The organism is Micromonospora reichwaldensis (assembly GCF_031845925.1).
Taxonomy (GTDB): Bacteria; Actinomycetota; Actinomycetes; order Mycobacteriales; family Micromonosporaceae; genus Micromonospora; species Micromonospora reichwaldensis.
On the sequence record NZ_JAVRFL010000004.1, the window covers coordinates 57,645 to 71,183 of the forward strand.

Genomic DNA, 13,539 nt, shown 5'->3' on the forward strand with positions numbered 1-13,539 from the left:
ATGATCGAAGGCCACGCGAGCGCTTCGGTGCGCAAGTACAGTCGGGACGTGCCCGGCGCGCCGCTCAAGCCGATGCTCGCGATGACCGGGCAGCTCCCGGCGGGTGCCGGCTGGGCGTACGAGTTCAAGTGGGACGGCGTCCGCGCGCTCGCCGACATCTCCGGCGGCCGGCAGCACCTGTACGCCCGCAGCGGCGTGGAGATCACCGCCGCGTACCCCGAGCTGGCCACCCTGCACGAGCAGGCGGGCGACGCGCTGCTCGACGGCGAGGTGGTGCTGCTCGGCGAGACCGGCCAGCCCTCGTTCACGGCCCTGGCGGAGCGGATGCACGTGCGCGACCGGAACAAGGCCGCCCGGCTGGCGGCGGTCGCCCCGGTGACGTACATGATCTTCGACCTGCTCCGGCTCGACGGCGAGGACCTGACCGGCCGGTCGTACGCCCGCCGGCGGGAGGCCCTGGACGGCCTGGCGCTCGGCGGCGCCCGGTGGGCGGTGTCGCCGCTCTTCGGCGACGGTCCGGCCACCTACGAGGCGGCCGGCGAGCACGGCCTGGAGGGGGTGATGGCCAAGCGGGTCGACTCGGTCTACCGGCCGGGCGTGCGCTCGCCGGACTGGGTGAAGGTCAAGCTGGAGGTCACCGGCGACTTCGTGGTCGGCGGCTGGCGGCCCGGGGCGCGCCGGATCGGCGGCCTGCTGGTCGGGGTGCCGCGCCCGGACGGGCGGCTCACCTACCGGGGGCGCGTCGGCGGCGGCATCGGCGCGGCCATCGAGCGGGAGCTGCTCCGCGAGCTGGAGCCGCTGCGCGCCGGCGCGTCGCCGTTCGCCGGGGACGTGCCGCGCGAGGATGCCCGGGGCGCGATCTGGGTAACACCCCTGGTCGTGGTGGAGGTGAAGTACGGCCAGCGCACCCCGGACGGGCGACTGCGGTTCCCCCGGGTGCTCCGGCTACGGCCGGACAAACCCGCCGAGGAGGTCGACGATGCCGGCTGAACGGTTCAAGGTGGACGTGGAGGGGCGCGCGCTGGAGTTGTCCAACCTGGACAAGGTGCTCTATCCCGAGGCCGGGTTCACCAAGGGCGAGGTGATCGACTACTACACCCGGATCGCCCCGGTGCTCCTGCCGCACCTGGCCGACCGGGCGCTCACCCGGATCCGCTTCCCCAACGGGGTCACCGGCGGCTCCTTCTTCGAGAAGAACGCCCCGGCCGCCACCCCTGGCTGGGTACGCACCGAGACGCTGCCCGCGCCCGGGTCCAGCAAGGGCCGGGACACCATCGACTACGTGGTCGCCGACGACCTGCCCACCCTCGTCTGGCTGGCCAACCTCGCCGCCCTGGAGCTGCACACGCCGCAGTGGAAGGTCGGCGAGCACCCCGACATGATGGTCGTCGACCTCGATCCCGGGCCGCCGGCGGCGCTGCGCCAGTGCTGCCAGGTGGCGCTGCTGATGCGCGACCGGCTCGCCGACGACGGCATCGACAGCTATCCGAAGACCTCGGGCAAGAAGGGCATGCAGCTCTGCTGCCCGATCGCCGGCAGCCAGTCCTCCGAGCTCGTGTCCGACTACGCCAAGCGGATCGCGCAGGAGCTGGAGCGGGCGCACCCGAAGCTGGTCGTGTCGAAGATGGCGAAGAACCTGCGGCCGGGCAAGGTCTTCATCGACTGGAGCCAGAACAACGCCGCCAAGACGACCGTGTCGCCGTACTCGCTGCGGGCGCAGTCCGTGCCGTCCGTCTCCACCCCGCTGACCTGGGACGAGGTCGAGGCGGGCGCGGCAGGGAAGCGGCCGGCGACGAAGCCCTACACGGCGGGGGAGGTGCTCAAGCGGGTCGAGAAGCAGGGCGACCTGCTGGCCCCGCTACTCGACGGCGGCCCCGAACTGCCGGCCGCGTGAACGGCCCGGCCGGCAGGGAAAGGCCGGCCGGGCAGTGGCGTCAGGCGGCCGGCCAGGTGGTGTACGAGATCCGCGCGTTCAGGTTGGCCGGCACGCCCAGCCAGGTGTAGCAGTTGACCGAGACGACGGTGTCGGCCCCGGACGGGGACCAACCGGCCAGTACGCAGTAGCCGCGCGGCGGACGCTGGAGACTGGTCACGAACGAGTTCACGAAGGCGGTGCCGTAACCGGTGCCCGTGCCGGCGAAGCGCGCCTGGTAGCGGCCGGTGCCGAGCACCGTGCCCGTCGCGCCGCCGAAGCCGGGGATCGTCGAGTTGTAGCTCTCGCCGCCGATCCAGCTGCCGCTGGCGTTCTCGCCGTAGAACACGCCGCTGGCGAAGCGTGGCCCGAACGCGCGGCCCAGCAGGTCCACCCGGGAGCCGTAGGTGACCACGAAGCGGGCGTCCACGGGGTTGCCGGCGGCGTTCGCGCAGTGCACCACCCACCCGTCCGGCGGATCGAGCTGGCAGTGCACGGCGGTGCCGCCCAGCGCGGTCACGTGCGCCATCGGGAAGGTCGCCCCGCCCTCGCTGGGCGGGTTCGGGTTCATCAGGAAGCGGTACCGGCCCTTGTCGAGGCGCTCGTAGGAGATCGTGCCGCCGGTCGAGTCGTACCGGTACGCGGCGGGCAGCGTGCGTACGCCGGTCGGCTGCGCCTGGTCGGTGACGAACCATGCCAGCCGACCCTGGCCGACCTGCCGGACGTTGGTGAAGGTGGCCACGAAGCGGCTGTCCGCCGGGCTGCCGGTCGCGGCGAAGCAGCGCACCTGGATCAGCATGTCGGGTGGGCCGAGCAGGGCGCGATACCAGCTGGCCACCGTGCAGAACACCGGCCCGCCGCCGTACGCCACCGCGTGCGCCACCCCGCCGCTGGTGGCCGCCCCCTCCAGCGCCACCGTGTACGCCCCCGTGCCGGTGCGCCGCACGACGACGTCGCCGTCGCCGGTGTGGGCGCTGTAGCCCCCGATGATGCGGTACTCGGCAGCGGTGGGGGAGTGCGCCCACACCGTGGCCGTCACCGTGGGGTTGGGGTCCGGCAGCGGGTCCGCCGCGGCGGGCGTTGGCCGGGCCAGGGCCGCCCCGGCGAGCAGTACGGCCAGCGCCACCGCGCCCCGCAGCGTCCTGCCTCGACGGGCCTCGGGCACTCGTTCGTCCGTCTGCATGCGCAGCCTCCCTGGGCCTCGGCGGACCGTCCGCGCCACGAGTGTGGCAACGCCGGTCAATGCCCGTACCGGTGCGGCGGCGCTGCCTGCCCGACCCACCGCACCCGGGAGTGTCACGCACGGTGCGGTGCCAGTGCCTGTGCGGTGCCCCCGCGGTGCCGGCGCGGGTGCCCGGGGCCGGCGCGTCGGTGCCCCATCGGCCCGTCGCCCGTTGAGTAGGGTGGCCGCAGCCTGCCGAGGAGTGCGAGATGAACATTACCGATGCCCTCGTCCGGGAGCCGCTGGCCGGTGGCCGGACGGCGGAGGTGGACCGGCCCCTGCTGACCTACCTCGACGACGCGACCGGCGAGCGGGTCGACCTGACCGCGACGGAGCTGGGCGGCTGGGCGGCGCGGGCCGCCGGGTTGCTGCGCGACGGCTGCGGGCTCGGTGTCGGCGACCGGGCGGCGGTGCTGCTCCCGGCGCACTGGCAGACCGCCGCCGTGCTGCTGGGCGCCTGGTCGGCCGGGGTGGCGGTGTCGTTCCGCCCCCGGGCGACCGCCGGCCTGCCGTCGCTCGAACCGGGCGCCGACCGACCGTACGACGCGCTCTTCGTCAGCGCGCAGCGGCTGGACGACTGGCTGGAGGACGTGCCCGAGGCGCGGCACCGCTATGTGCTCTCCCTCGGCGCCGCGCCGCGCGGGGAGCGGCCCCTGGGCTACCTGGACTGGCTCACCGAGGTCGGCCGGCACACCGACGCGCTGCCCGCGTCCGCCCCGCTGACCAGCACCGACGCGGCCAGCCCTGACGGCACGAGCTACCGCGAGTGGGGCAGCGTCGCGCTGGCCGTCGCGGAGCGGCTCGACCTGCGGGCGGGCGACCGGCTGCTGGTCGACGTCGCCGAGCACGAGCAGCCCGTGTACTGGTTGCTGGCGCCGCTGGCCGTCGGCGCGTCGGTGGTGCTCTGCGCCAACCTGGATCCGGCCCGGACGGACGCCCGGATCGCCGCCGAGCAGATCACCCGGGTGCTGTAGATGGCCGGGGTCTACACCGAGGCGAGCATGTCGCTGGACGGCTACATCGCCGGCCCGGGCGAGAGCGGCTTCGACCAGCTCTTCCAGTGGTACGGCAACGGCGACGTCGCCACCGCAACCGCCAAGCCGGAGATGACGTTCCGCACCTCGCAGGCGAGCGCCGGGCACCTGCGGCACACCCTGGACGACACCGGTGCCCTGGTCGTCGGCCGGCGGCTGTTCGACCTCGTGGACGCCTGGGACGGCCGGCACCCCATGGACAAGCCCGTCGTGGTCGTCACCCACCGCGTGCCGGACGGCTGGCCCCGGCCGGGCGCGCCGTTCACCTTCGTCACCGAGGGCGTGGAGGCCGCCGTCGCGCGGGCCCGCGAGCTGGCCGGCGACCGCTGGGTCGCGGTCAACGGCGGCAGCATCGCCCGCCAGTGTCTGGCGGCCGGACTGCTCGACGAGATCCGGGTCAACCTGGTGCCGGTGCTGCTCGGCGACGGCGTGCCGTTCTTCGACCACGTCCGCGACGCCCCCGTCGAGCTGTCCGACCCGACGGTCGTCGAGGGCGACCGGGTCACCCACCTCTACTACCGGGTCCGCCGACAGTAGCCGTCCGAAAGGACGAAACGAGCCTCTTCCGGTACGCCCCGAACAGGCGCGGCGCGGCCCGCGCGCCTTCGATCAGCGCTCCCCGGCCCCCTGGCGTTACAGGGAAAACAGGCTCTTTCCGCAGGTCTGTTGCATAGGCGATCGACGTGGTCTCATACCGGAAGACGACGTCATCGACCTGGTCATGACAACCCCGCGTCGACTTCGCACCGCCTCCATCCTCCTGAAAGGTGCACCGATGCACAGGAGACCCATCTTCCGACTCGCGGTCCTCACCGCCACCGCCGCGACGCTCCTGGCGTCCGGCGGCGCCTACGGCGCGGTGTCGGCGGCGCCCGTGCCCGTCTCCCCGGGCGCGGCCGAGTGCGAGCCGGACGCCCACGGGCACGGCGCGGCCCGGCTCGCCGAGGGCGCCACGGCCAAGGAGCCGGAGCTCTACGCCAAGAACGAGGCGAACGCCTACGGCGTCATCAAGGACGCCCCGCGCCTGGCCAACGGCAGCGTCACCGTGCCGACGGTCTTCCACATGATCTCCGACCACCCGCTCACCGCGGCCGAGACGACCAGGTGGAACACCCTGATCGCGGCGCAGATGAAGGTGCTCAACGACTCGTTCGCGGGCCGTACCGCCGCCAACGCCTCCGACACGCCGTTCCGGTTCGACCTCGTCGACACGACGTGGACGGTGAACAGCAACTGGTACACCGTCGTGCCGGGCAAGAACGAGCGCGACATGAAGAAGGCGCTGTACACCGGCGACTCCGAGACCCTCAACGTGTACGCGGCCAACATCGGCGGCGGCCTGCTCGGCTGGGCGTACTTCCCGAAGGGCTACAACAACGGCCGCGACTACATCGACGGCGTGGTCATGCTCGACGAGTCGATGCCGGGCGGCACGGCCGGCAAGTACGCCCTCGGCGACACGCTCACGCACGAGGTCGGGCACTGGCTGATGCTGGAGCACACCTTCGCGCACGGCTGCTCCGCCTCCGGCGACTTCGTCGCGGACACCCCGCGCGAGGCGACGCCGCAGTTCAACTGCCCGGTGGGCGCGGACACCTGCACCGCACCCGGGCTGGACCCGATCCACAACTTCATGGACTACACGCAGGACTCCTGCATGAACATGTTCACGCCGGGTCAGGCGGACCGGATGAGCGACGCCTGGGTCGCGTTCCGGGCCGGCGGCGCCGGCTGACGCAGGGCGCGGGTGGCGGCCGGTCGTCGACCGGCCGCCACCGTCGGCCCCGGACCGGCTGATCCCGGGCCCGGGCGGATCTCGATTCAGTCGAACGCGGCGGCGAACATGCCCGGCTGGTAGGAGCCGCCCCGCTGATGCACGATCACGGCGAGGCGATTGGCCGCGTTGATCAGGGCGACCAGCGCGACCAGCGCGGCGACCTGATCGTCGTCGTAGTGCTTGCGCACCTCGGCCCAGGTCTCGTCGGACACGCCCTGGTAGGCGTCGGCGAGCCGGGTGCCCTCCTCGGCGAGCGCCAGCGCGGCCTGCTCGGCCTCGGTGAAGACGGTGGACTCGCGCCAGGCGGCGACCAGGTTGAGCCGGACCGCGCTCTCGCCGGCCGCTGCGGCCTCCTTGGTGTGCATGTCGATGCACCAGCCGCAGCCGTTGATCTGGCTGGCCCGCAGCGACACCAACTCCTGCGTGGCCTTGGGCAGCGGCGACTGCTGGATCACCAGGCCGGCGTTCGCGAACCGCTTGGCGAACTTCCCGGCGACCTCGTTGTCGAACAAGTTGAATCGGGCGTCCATGCTTCCGTCCTTCGCTCCTGGGGTTCGGTTGGACGAACACGAGATGCCGGCGTGCAGCGCCGTGTGACGGCGCGGCCGGGGTGACGACTGCCACAGCCGGAGGTGTCACAGAACGGCCCGGTCCGGCATCTGATGGGTGACGCAGTCGCGAGGAACAGGAGGCACCCATGGTGGGTACGCCGCAGACCGCCGACGATCGCCCGGACCCGGCCACCGAGGCGTTCCTCGCCCACCGCAACCTGCTCTTCACCGTCGCGTACGAGATGCTCGGCTCGGCCGCTGACGCGGAGGATGTCCTCCAGGAGACCTGGCTGCGGTGGGCGGGCGTCGACCTGGGCACGGTCCGGGACCGGCGCGCCTACCTGGTCCGCGTCACCACCCGTCAGGCACTCGTCCGACTGCGTACGCTCAGCCGCCGCAGGGAGTCCTACGTCGGCCCCTGGCTGCCCGAGCCGCTGCTCACCGCTCCGGACGTCGCCGAGGACGTCGCGTTGGCCGACAGCGTCTCGATGGCGATGCTGCTGGTGCTGGAGACGCTGGCACCGACCGAACGGGCGGTGTTCGTGCTGCGCGAGGTGTTCGACCTCGGTTACGAGGAGATCGCCGAAGCCGTCGACAAGAACCCCGCCGCTGTCCGTCAGATCGCCCACCGGGCACGGGCACACGTCGCGGCGCGCCGGCCCCGCCGCGTCGTCTCCGCGGCCGAGACCCGGTACGCGCTCGACGCGTTCCAGCGGGCGGTCGAGACCGGCGACCTGCAGGGCCTGCTCGACATCCTCGCGCCGGACGTGGTCCTGCTCGGCGACGGTGGCGGCATCAAGCAGGCAGTCCCGCGGCCCATCCTCGGAGCCGACAAGGTGGCCCGCCTGCTGGCCGGCGGGTGGGGCAAGGTCGCGGGCAGCACGTCGTGGCGGCCGGCACAGGTCAACGGCCACCCGGCGCTGATCGTCCAACTCAAGGGCGAGATGGACACGGTCCTGGCCGTGCGCCTCGACGGCGGCCTCATCACCGGAATCTATGCCGTACGCAATCCCGAAAAGCTGTCCCACATGGAACGGGAGACCGTCCTGAGCCGGTGAGCCGGAATTCCCCGTCCACCATGGACGCGATTCGATCCCGGTCCAGCTTGGTAGCGTGCCCCGTGCGTCCTTCCCTCCTGCTGTTCGCCGGTGGTGCGCTGGCTCTCGCGCAATCAGCGAGCGGAGCCCGCATCGTCCTTCGTGACGCGCTTGACGCGGAGGCGATGTACGGCGGCGGAATGGACGTCGCCCTGCTGCTGATGCTGGTGGTCACCTCGGTGACCGGCGCGGCCGTTTTGTTCGCCGCCGGTGGGCTGCTGGTTCGTGATCGGGTCAGGCCCGGCCGCGCCCTGCTTCATCTGTGGACCGGTCCGATCCTCGTCCGGTCGGCATATGGCGGCTTTCTCGTGAGCGTCCCGAACGACGGTGGCCCGTTCCCGGCCTGGGCTGTCGTCACGGAGGTCGTCGCCGGTCCAGCTCTGGTTCTGACGGTGATCGCAGCAACGTGGTTGCTGTCTTGCGGTCCAGCCGCACGCGGCGACTCCACGGCCTGTCGGCCTGGCCTCGGCCCCGGGCCGAGTTGCGCAGGCACGTGGAAGGCCTGATCGGCGAGTACGTGACGCACGTCCGTACCAGTGCGCCCCGCAACCGCCCGCACATCGAGAAGTCGGCATCCGGGCCACGGTGAGCACGGCGGTTCTCACGCGTGGATCTGGGGCGAAAGCTCCCGATCTGGTTCACCAACTACGGATCAGATGCCCGGCCGGACCCGCCTCGTGCAGGGCGGGAGGTGGTCGGTGGGCAGCGCACACCGCGCGCCGCCGGGCAGTGGCCGGTCACAGAAGACCCAGTGTCGTACGCCCTGCTGGTCCTCGACCGAGACGGTGACCCCGCCGGGCTCGACGCGGGCGCTGAGCCGGGCCAGCACGCGGGCGGCGGTCCGGGCGAGGATCCGGGCCTGGAGCAGGTCGGGCGCGGTGACCGGCAGGTGGATTACCCAGTGGTCGGTCATCGGTAGAGATGGTTCGTCGACTGGGCGCTCTGCCAGGCGCGCAGCACGTTCTTGATCCGTACGTTCTCCTCCTGCACCGCGACCAGGGCGGTCTGCGCGACGGCGAGTTCGTCGGCCACCTGGTGCAGGAAGGCGCGGATCTCGGCGGGGTCGAGGCCGCGCCGGCGGACGTTGAAGCACCGGTCGCGGATCTGCCACGGCCGTAGCCCCCGTGGCGGGCGGACCACGTCCGCCGGACGTCGTCGCTCGCGTCGGCCCGTCAGTCGACGGATCAGGTTGCGCACGGGTGACTGCCCTTCGTCGGGGTCGCGGTTGTGGAGGGGCGGTCTCCGCCGGTTGCGGGCGACGGAGACCGCCCCGCCCTGCCACCGCAGCCTCGATCGGCGGTACGGCGACAGGGCCGCGCCGGGGGAGCGCGGGGGAGTGGGGTCTCGGCGGCGATGCGAGACCGGTACGAGAGGCGCCAACCGACCGCAGCAGCACCGCATCACCGAGAGCGACGCTACCGACACCTCTCACCTCTGTCAACGCTCTCTTACCTGTCGAATCTGGCTAGCGCACCTACTTGCGGCTCCTGCGTCAGCTATTGCTGCTCTTTCACCTATTGCTCGATACTGGAAGGGCCAACCGACTGCAAGGGGCCTTTACGTGCCGATTCCTCCGACTATGGGCGAGCTGATCAAGGATCTGCTGAGGCGGATCGAGGTGGGCGAGTTCCAGCCCGGGACAAAAATCCCGTCCACCCAACAGCTGGCTGACCACTACGACGTGTCGGTCTCAACGATCCACCGGGCAGTGGCAACGCTGCGGGAGCATGGTGTGCTGGTCGGCCGCCCGGGTCGCGGCGTCTTCGTCGCGGAGTCCACCCGGCGCTGACCGAGCCCGGCAGGCGACGCCCTGGGCGTAGCCACCCCTTGCATCCCTTGTGTCCTGACCAGACGCCGACGTTGCGATCAACGCGACATACTCGCCCTGTGGCAACCATTGATTCCGGAAACCGCGACCAAAGGTTCCCCAGGCGATGGCACCCGGCCGTGGCCGCCGTCTCCCCGCCGCACGCCGACCTGCCGTCGCAGGTGACCGCCGCCTCGCGCGCGATCGTCATCGACAGCCGGGCCCTCGACCGGTCCGGACCCGTGCTTGTCGCCTCCCGCCGGTGGGGCGGTTGATGGACCGCCGCCGGGATGTCGCCGGTTGGCTGGTGACGCCGCTCTTCACCCTGGTGGCGGCTCCGGTGTTGGCCTGTATCGCCGGAATGGTGGCGAGCCCCGAGGGTGGTGCCAATCGAACCCCGGCGCTGTGCGAGAAGGCCGTGGCTGAGAACATGTGCGAGGAGACCACTCTCGGCGTGATCGGCCTGCACGTGGCGATCTCCGGCGCGATGTGGCTGCTGCTCTGGGCGATCCCGTGGTGGCGCGGCCTGCGCACGCTGCGTGTCGCGCTCGCCGTCATCGCCACGGTTGTGTTGGTGCTCCTGCCGGTGCGGATGGTTGCCTAGAGCCGAAGGCGTACTCAGGTGCTGTTAGAGGTTTGGCCGCTCCGCCATACCTCACCCTGCGCACCATGACGCTCGGCCGCATATCGCGCCTGGGTGGACGCTGCATCGCGCATCGCAGCCGAATCCTCAGGTGAGGAAAGCCGGTTCCGGTCTCGCCAGCCAACAAAGACGAACGCCGCGATCAGCACCACCACGAACACTGCAAGGGACACCGCTACAGCTGTCATGCCATCGACGCTACGGCATGTCCACCAGGATCCGAGCCGCCAGCGTTCGTGCTGGTGCTGCGCTGCGGACCGAGGGACATCAGGAGCTTCCCGAGGCGCGCACAGGGGACTCCGCAGAACAGGGCGTCGAGGTAAGCGGGCCGCGCCATCCGCACGACGGGGGCCGATCAACGCGAGGTCAGTCGACGGTGGGGAGCTTCGGGCCGAGGACGTCGTCGGCGTCGACGATCGTGTACGCGTATCCCTGCTCGGCGAGGAAGCGCTGCCGGTGGGCCGCGTACTCCGTGTCGATCGTGTCGCGGGAGACAACCGTGTAGAAGTGCGCCTGGCGGCCGTCGGCCTTGGGCCGCAGGACCCGGCCGAGCCGCTGCGCCTCCTCCTGCCGGGAGCCGAACGTGCCCGACACCTGGATCGCCACGGCCGCCTCGGGCAGGTCGATGGAGAAGTTGCCGACCTTCGAGATGACCAGGGTGCGCACCTCGCCGGAGCGGAACGCGTCGAAGAGCCGCTCCCGTTCCTTGTTGGTGGTCGAGCCCTGCACGATCGGGGCGTCGAGGTACTCCCCGAGCTGATGCAGCTGGTCGATGTAGCCGCCGATCACCAGCACCTGGTCGTCCGGGTGCCGGTCGACCAGCGCCTTCACCACGGGCAGCTTCGTGCGGACGGTGGCCGCCATCCGGTAGCGCTCCTCGGCCTCCGCCGTCGCGTACGACATGCGTTCCGCGTCGGTGAGCGTCACGCGTACCTCGGTGCACTCGGCCGGGGCGATCCAGCCCTGCTGTTCGATGTCCTTCCACGGCGCGTCGTACCGCTTCGGGCCGATCAGGCTGAACACGTCGCCCTCCCGGCCGTCCTCGCGTACCAGAGTCGCCGTGAGGCCCAGCCGGCGGCGGGCCTGGAGGTCCGCGGTGAAGCGGAAGATCGGCGCGGGCAGCAGGTGCACCTCGTCGTAGACGACCAGGCCCCAGTCGCGGGCCCCGAACAGGTCCAGGTGGGTGAACGTGCCCTTCTTGCGCGAGGTGAGCACCTGGTACGTGGCGATGGTGACCGGGCGGATCTCCTTGCGCTCGCCCGAGTACTCGCCGATCTCCTCCTCGGTCAGCGACGTGCGCGCGATCAGCTCGCGCTTCCACTGCCGGCCCGCCACCGTGTTCGTGACGAGGATCAGGGTGGTCGCCTTCGCCTCGGCCATCGCCGCCGCCCCGACCAGCGTCTTGCCGGCGCCGCAGGGCAGCACCACGACGCCCGACCCGCCGGCCCAGAACGCCTCCACGGCCTCCCGCTGGTACGACCGCAGCGTCCACGGCTTGCGGCCGTCCTTGCCGGCCTCGGCCAGCTCGATCGGGTGCGCCTCGCCGTCGACGTAGCCGGCCAGGTCCTCGGCCGGCCAGCCGAGCTTGAGCAGCGCCTGCTTGAGCCGGCCCCGCTCCGACGGGTGCACCGCGATCGTGTCGTCGTCGAGCTTCGCGCCGAGCATCCCGGCGAGCTTCTTGCTCTTGGCGACCTCGATCAGCACCAGCCGGTCCAGCGCCCGCAGGACGAGGCCGTGCGCCGGGTCGTTGGCGAGCTGGAGGCGGCCGTACCGGTCCATCGTCTCGGCCACGTCGACCAGCAGCCCGTGCGGCACCGGATAGCGGGAGTACTTGATCAGGGAGTCCACCACGCCCTCGGCGTCGTGGCCGGCGGCGCGCGCGTTCCACAGCCCGAGCGGGGTCAGCCGGTAGGTGTGCACGTGCTCCGGGGAGCGCTCCAGCTCGGCGAAGGGCGCGATGGCCATCCGGCACGCCTGCGCATCCGGGTGGTCGATCTCCAGCAGCAGGGTCTTGTCCGACTGCACGATCAGGGGTCCACCGCTCACGCCAGTGCCTCTCCTCCACCTCGGGTCGCCGGCTGTCCGGGAGGCGACTGACCCGCCCAGGCCGACCCACCAGTGTTGCACGCAGCCGGGTGACCGCAGAAAAATCTGCTCACCTGGAGCAACCGGAGCGGTACTCGCAACGTCTAGCAAAGGGAACACCTGTCAGGGAGGCAGCATGAAACACGTCCGGATCAGCAGCCGGCTGCTCGCCCTGGCAGTGGTCACGCTGGTCGGTGCCGGTGCGTGCACGTTCGATCCGCAGGCCGACGGGGGCGGGGGCGGGGGACCCGTCGCGGCCGGGGCTGCGGAGCGGGTAACGGGGGCGAGCGGCGCGCCCGGGCCGGACCAGCGGGCGCAGCCGACCACGGCGCCGCCGAAGCCCAAGGTCAAGCCGACGCGGAGCACACCGCAACCGACGCGCCCCACGGTGAGGCCGACGCGCCCCGCGACGAAGCCCACCGCGTCGCCGTCCGTCGCCGGGTGCCCGCAGGGCGAGCACCAGCGCGAGGTGGAGGCGCACCTCGCCCGGCTGGGCGGGTTCGGGCGCGTGACCGTCGACGGCCGGCAGTCCGCCGCCGACTGCGCCGCCATCAAGAAGTTCCAGAAGCGGTACGACATCCGCCCCGCACACGGCCGCGCCGGGCCCACGACGTACGACGTGGCGAAGCGGCTCGCCACCACCGACACGGCGCGCTGCCGGGCCGGCTCGGGCACCACCTTCTGCATCGACCTGACCCGGCAGACCACCTGGGTCATGCGCAACGGCAAGGTGCTCGTGAAGCCGACCGTCACCCGCACGGGCATGCCCGGCTACCGCACCCCCGCCGGCACGTTCACCATCAACTACCGCAACGTCAAGGAGTGGTCCGACCCGTACGAGGTGTGGCTGCCGTACTGGCAGCACTTCACCCAGGGCATGGGCTTCCACCAGACCACGACCTACCTGCACGAGAAGTCGATCGGCTCGCACGGCTGCGTCAACCTGCTGCCCGGCGACGCCGTCCGCTACTGGGAGCTGGGCAAGGTCGGCAGCAAGGTGGTGCTGGTGGGGCGGCGCCCCGGCACCTGAGCCGCCCGGCCGCCCACGCCACCCCGAGGTCGCACAACTCGTCCGATCGGGGTTTTATCCCCTGTCACTCCCGCCACGGCGGTGTCACGCTGGATGCCAGGCGTCGAACCGGACGGGGAGGCTGGAGATGACGGTCGACCGTGAAGTGGTACCGGAGCACAGTCCCGCGCCCGACCGGTCGCCCGTCGAGGAGGTCTCCACCGCCACCGTCGTCGCGTACGGGGTCGCGGCGGTGGTGCTCGTCGGCTGGTTCCTCTTCGGCTGGCTGGTGCTCGAACAGGGCTTCATCGACTCGGTCGGCGAGTCGGCCGGCGCCGGCTTCACGTTGCTGCTGATCGTCTCCGTCGTCGGGACCGTACGCCGCAGCCGGCGCTGACCCGA

At 71.7% G+C, this 13,539-nt stretch carries 18 protein-coding genes; 12 read left to right on the forward strand and 6 right to left on the reverse strand.

Annotation, left to right across the window (positions count from 1 at the left end):
- Positions 1 to 48: 48 nt before the first annotated feature.
- Both ligD (RM555_RS04000) and ligD (RM555_RS04005) read left to right on the forward strand, forming a co-directional pair.
- Positions 49 to 990 carry a non-homologous end-joining DNA ligase gene (gene ligD, locus RM555_RS04000; protein ID WP_311410693.1) on the forward strand — a complete coding sequence of 314 codons (942 nt, stop codon included), beginning with the start codon at positions 49 to 51 and terminating at the stop codon, positions 988 to 990.
- Positions 980 to 1,894 (forward strand): non-homologous end-joining DNA ligase, encoded by a 915-nt coding sequence (ligD, locus tag RM555_RS04005; protein ID WP_311410498.1) that lies wholly within the window; start codon positions 980 to 982, stop codon positions 1,892 to 1,894. The genes ligD (RM555_RS04000) and ligD (RM555_RS04005) overlap by 11 nt, the downstream gene beginning before the upstream one ends.
- A 40-nt stretch (positions 1,895 to 1,934) precedes the next feature.
- On the opposite strand, the gene RM555_RS04010 is transcribed toward ligD (RM555_RS04005), so the two are convergent.
- Entirely contained in the window at positions 1,935 to 3,095 is a 1,161-nt protein-coding gene (locus RM555_RS04010; RefSeq protein WP_311410499.1) for a hypothetical protein, read from the reverse strand.
- Positions 3,096 to 3,343: 248 nt separating this feature from the next.
- Between RM555_RS04010 and RM555_RS04015 the strand changes: the two genes are divergently transcribed.
- The 3 genes from RM555_RS04015 (at position 3,344) to RM555_RS04025 (ending at position 5,903) form a co-directional block, all read left to right on the forward strand.
- Positions 3,344 to 4,108, forward strand: coding sequence for a TIGR03089 family protein (locus tag RM555_RS04015; protein WP_311410500.1), 765 nt, complete (start codon positions 3,344 to 3,346; stop codon positions 4,106 to 4,108).
- Positions 4,109 to 4,705, forward strand: a complete 597-nt coding sequence (locus RM555_RS04020) for a dihydrofolate reductase family protein (protein WP_311410501.1) — start codon at positions 4,109 to 4,111, stop codon at positions 4,703 to 4,705.
- A 238-nt stretch (positions 4,706 to 4,943) separates the two neighbouring features.
- Positions 4,944 to 5,903, forward strand: coding sequence for a zinc metalloprotease (locus tag RM555_RS04025; RefSeq protein WP_311410502.1), 960 nt, complete (start codon positions 4,944 to 4,946; stop codon positions 5,901 to 5,903).
- An 86-nt stretch (positions 5,904 to 5,989) separates the two neighbouring features.
- Here RM555_RS04025 and RM555_RS04030 read toward each other — a convergent pair whose 3' ends face one another.
- The gene (locus tag RM555_RS04030; RefSeq protein WP_089002336.1) at positions 5,990 to 6,475 is read right to left on the reverse strand and encodes a carboxymuconolactone decarboxylase family protein; all 486 of its coding nucleotides are present in this window, start codon (positions 6,473 to 6,475) and stop codon (positions 5,990 to 5,992) included.
- A gap of 167 nt (positions 6,476 to 6,642) precedes the next feature.
- On the opposite strand from RM555_RS04030, the gene RM555_RS04035 reads away from it, so the two are divergent.
- Positions 6,643 to 7,554, forward strand: a complete 912-nt coding sequence (locus RM555_RS04035; protein WP_311410503.1) for an RNA polymerase sigma-70 factor — start codon at positions 6,643 to 6,645, stop codon at positions 7,552 to 7,554.
- A gap of 62 nt (positions 7,555 to 7,616) precedes the next feature.
- Positions 7,617 to 8,099 (forward strand): hypothetical protein, encoded by a 483-nt coding sequence (locus RM555_RS04040; protein WP_311410504.1) that lies wholly within the window; start codon positions 7,617 to 7,619, stop codon positions 8,097 to 8,099.
- A 146-nt stretch (positions 8,100 to 8,245) separates the two neighbouring features.
- Here RM555_RS04040 and RM555_RS04045 read toward each other — a convergent pair whose 3' ends face one another.
- Together RM555_RS04045 and RM555_RS04050 are read right to left on the reverse strand one after the other, a co-directional pair.
- Entirely contained in the window at positions 8,246 to 8,506 is a 261-nt protein-coding gene (locus RM555_RS04045) for a hypothetical protein (RefSeq protein ID WP_311410505.1), read from the reverse strand.
- On the reverse strand, positions 8,503 to 8,778 hold the full coding sequence (locus RM555_RS04050) for a DivIVA domain-containing protein (RefSeq protein ID WP_396888690.1): 276 nt from the start codon (positions 8,776 to 8,778) through the stop codon (positions 8,503 to 8,505). The genes RM555_RS04045 and RM555_RS04050 overlap by 4 nt, the downstream gene beginning before the upstream one ends.
- A 376-nt stretch (positions 8,779 to 9,154) precedes the next feature.
- Here RM555_RS04050 and RM555_RS04055 point away from each other — a divergent pair, with 376 nt between their 5' ends.
- From RM555_RS04055 to RM555_RS04065, 3 genes are all read left to right on the forward strand, one after another.
- Positions 9,155 to 9,382: a winged helix-turn-helix domain-containing protein gene (locus tag RM555_RS04055; RefSeq protein WP_311410506.1), complete on the forward strand. Its 228-nt coding sequence runs from the start codon at positions 9,155 to 9,157 to the stop codon at positions 9,380 to 9,382.
- A gap of 158 nt (positions 9,383 to 9,540) precedes the next feature.
- Positions 9,541 to 9,675 (forward strand): hypothetical protein, encoded by a 135-nt coding sequence (locus RM555_RS04060; protein ID WP_311410507.1) that lies wholly within the window; start codon positions 9,541 to 9,543, stop codon positions 9,673 to 9,675.
- Entirely contained in the window at positions 9,663 to 10,004 is a 342-nt protein-coding gene (locus RM555_RS04065) for a hypothetical protein (protein WP_311410508.1), read from the forward strand. The genes RM555_RS04060 and RM555_RS04065 overlap by 13 nt, the downstream gene beginning before the upstream one ends.
- A gap of 14 nt (positions 10,005 to 10,018) precedes the next feature.
- Here RM555_RS04065 and RM555_RS04070 read toward each other — a convergent pair whose 3' ends face one another.
- A complete protein-coding gene (locus RM555_RS04070; RefSeq protein ID WP_311410509.1) occupies positions 10,019 to 10,231 on the reverse strand; it encodes a hypothetical protein in 213 nt (70 codons plus the stop codon).
- 178 nt (positions 10,232 to 10,409) lie between these two features.
- Positions 10,410 to 12,089: a DNA repair helicase XPB gene (locus RM555_RS04075; RefSeq protein ID WP_311410510.1), complete on the reverse strand. Its 1,680-nt coding sequence runs from the start codon at positions 12,087 to 12,089 to the stop codon at positions 10,410 to 10,412.
- Positions 12,090 to 12,264: 175 nt separating this feature from the next.
- Here RM555_RS04075 and RM555_RS04080 point away from each other — a divergent pair, with 175 nt between their 5' ends.
- Entirely contained in the window at positions 12,265 to 13,158 is an 894-nt protein-coding gene (locus tag RM555_RS04080; protein ID WP_311410511.1) for a L,D-transpeptidase family protein, read from the forward strand.
- A gap of 127 nt (positions 13,159 to 13,285) precedes the next feature.
- Entirely contained in the window at positions 13,286 to 13,534 is a 249-nt protein-coding gene (locus tag RM555_RS04085) for a hypothetical protein (RefSeq protein ID WP_311410512.1), read from the forward strand.
- Positions 13,535 to 13,539: the final 5 nt, after the last annotated feature.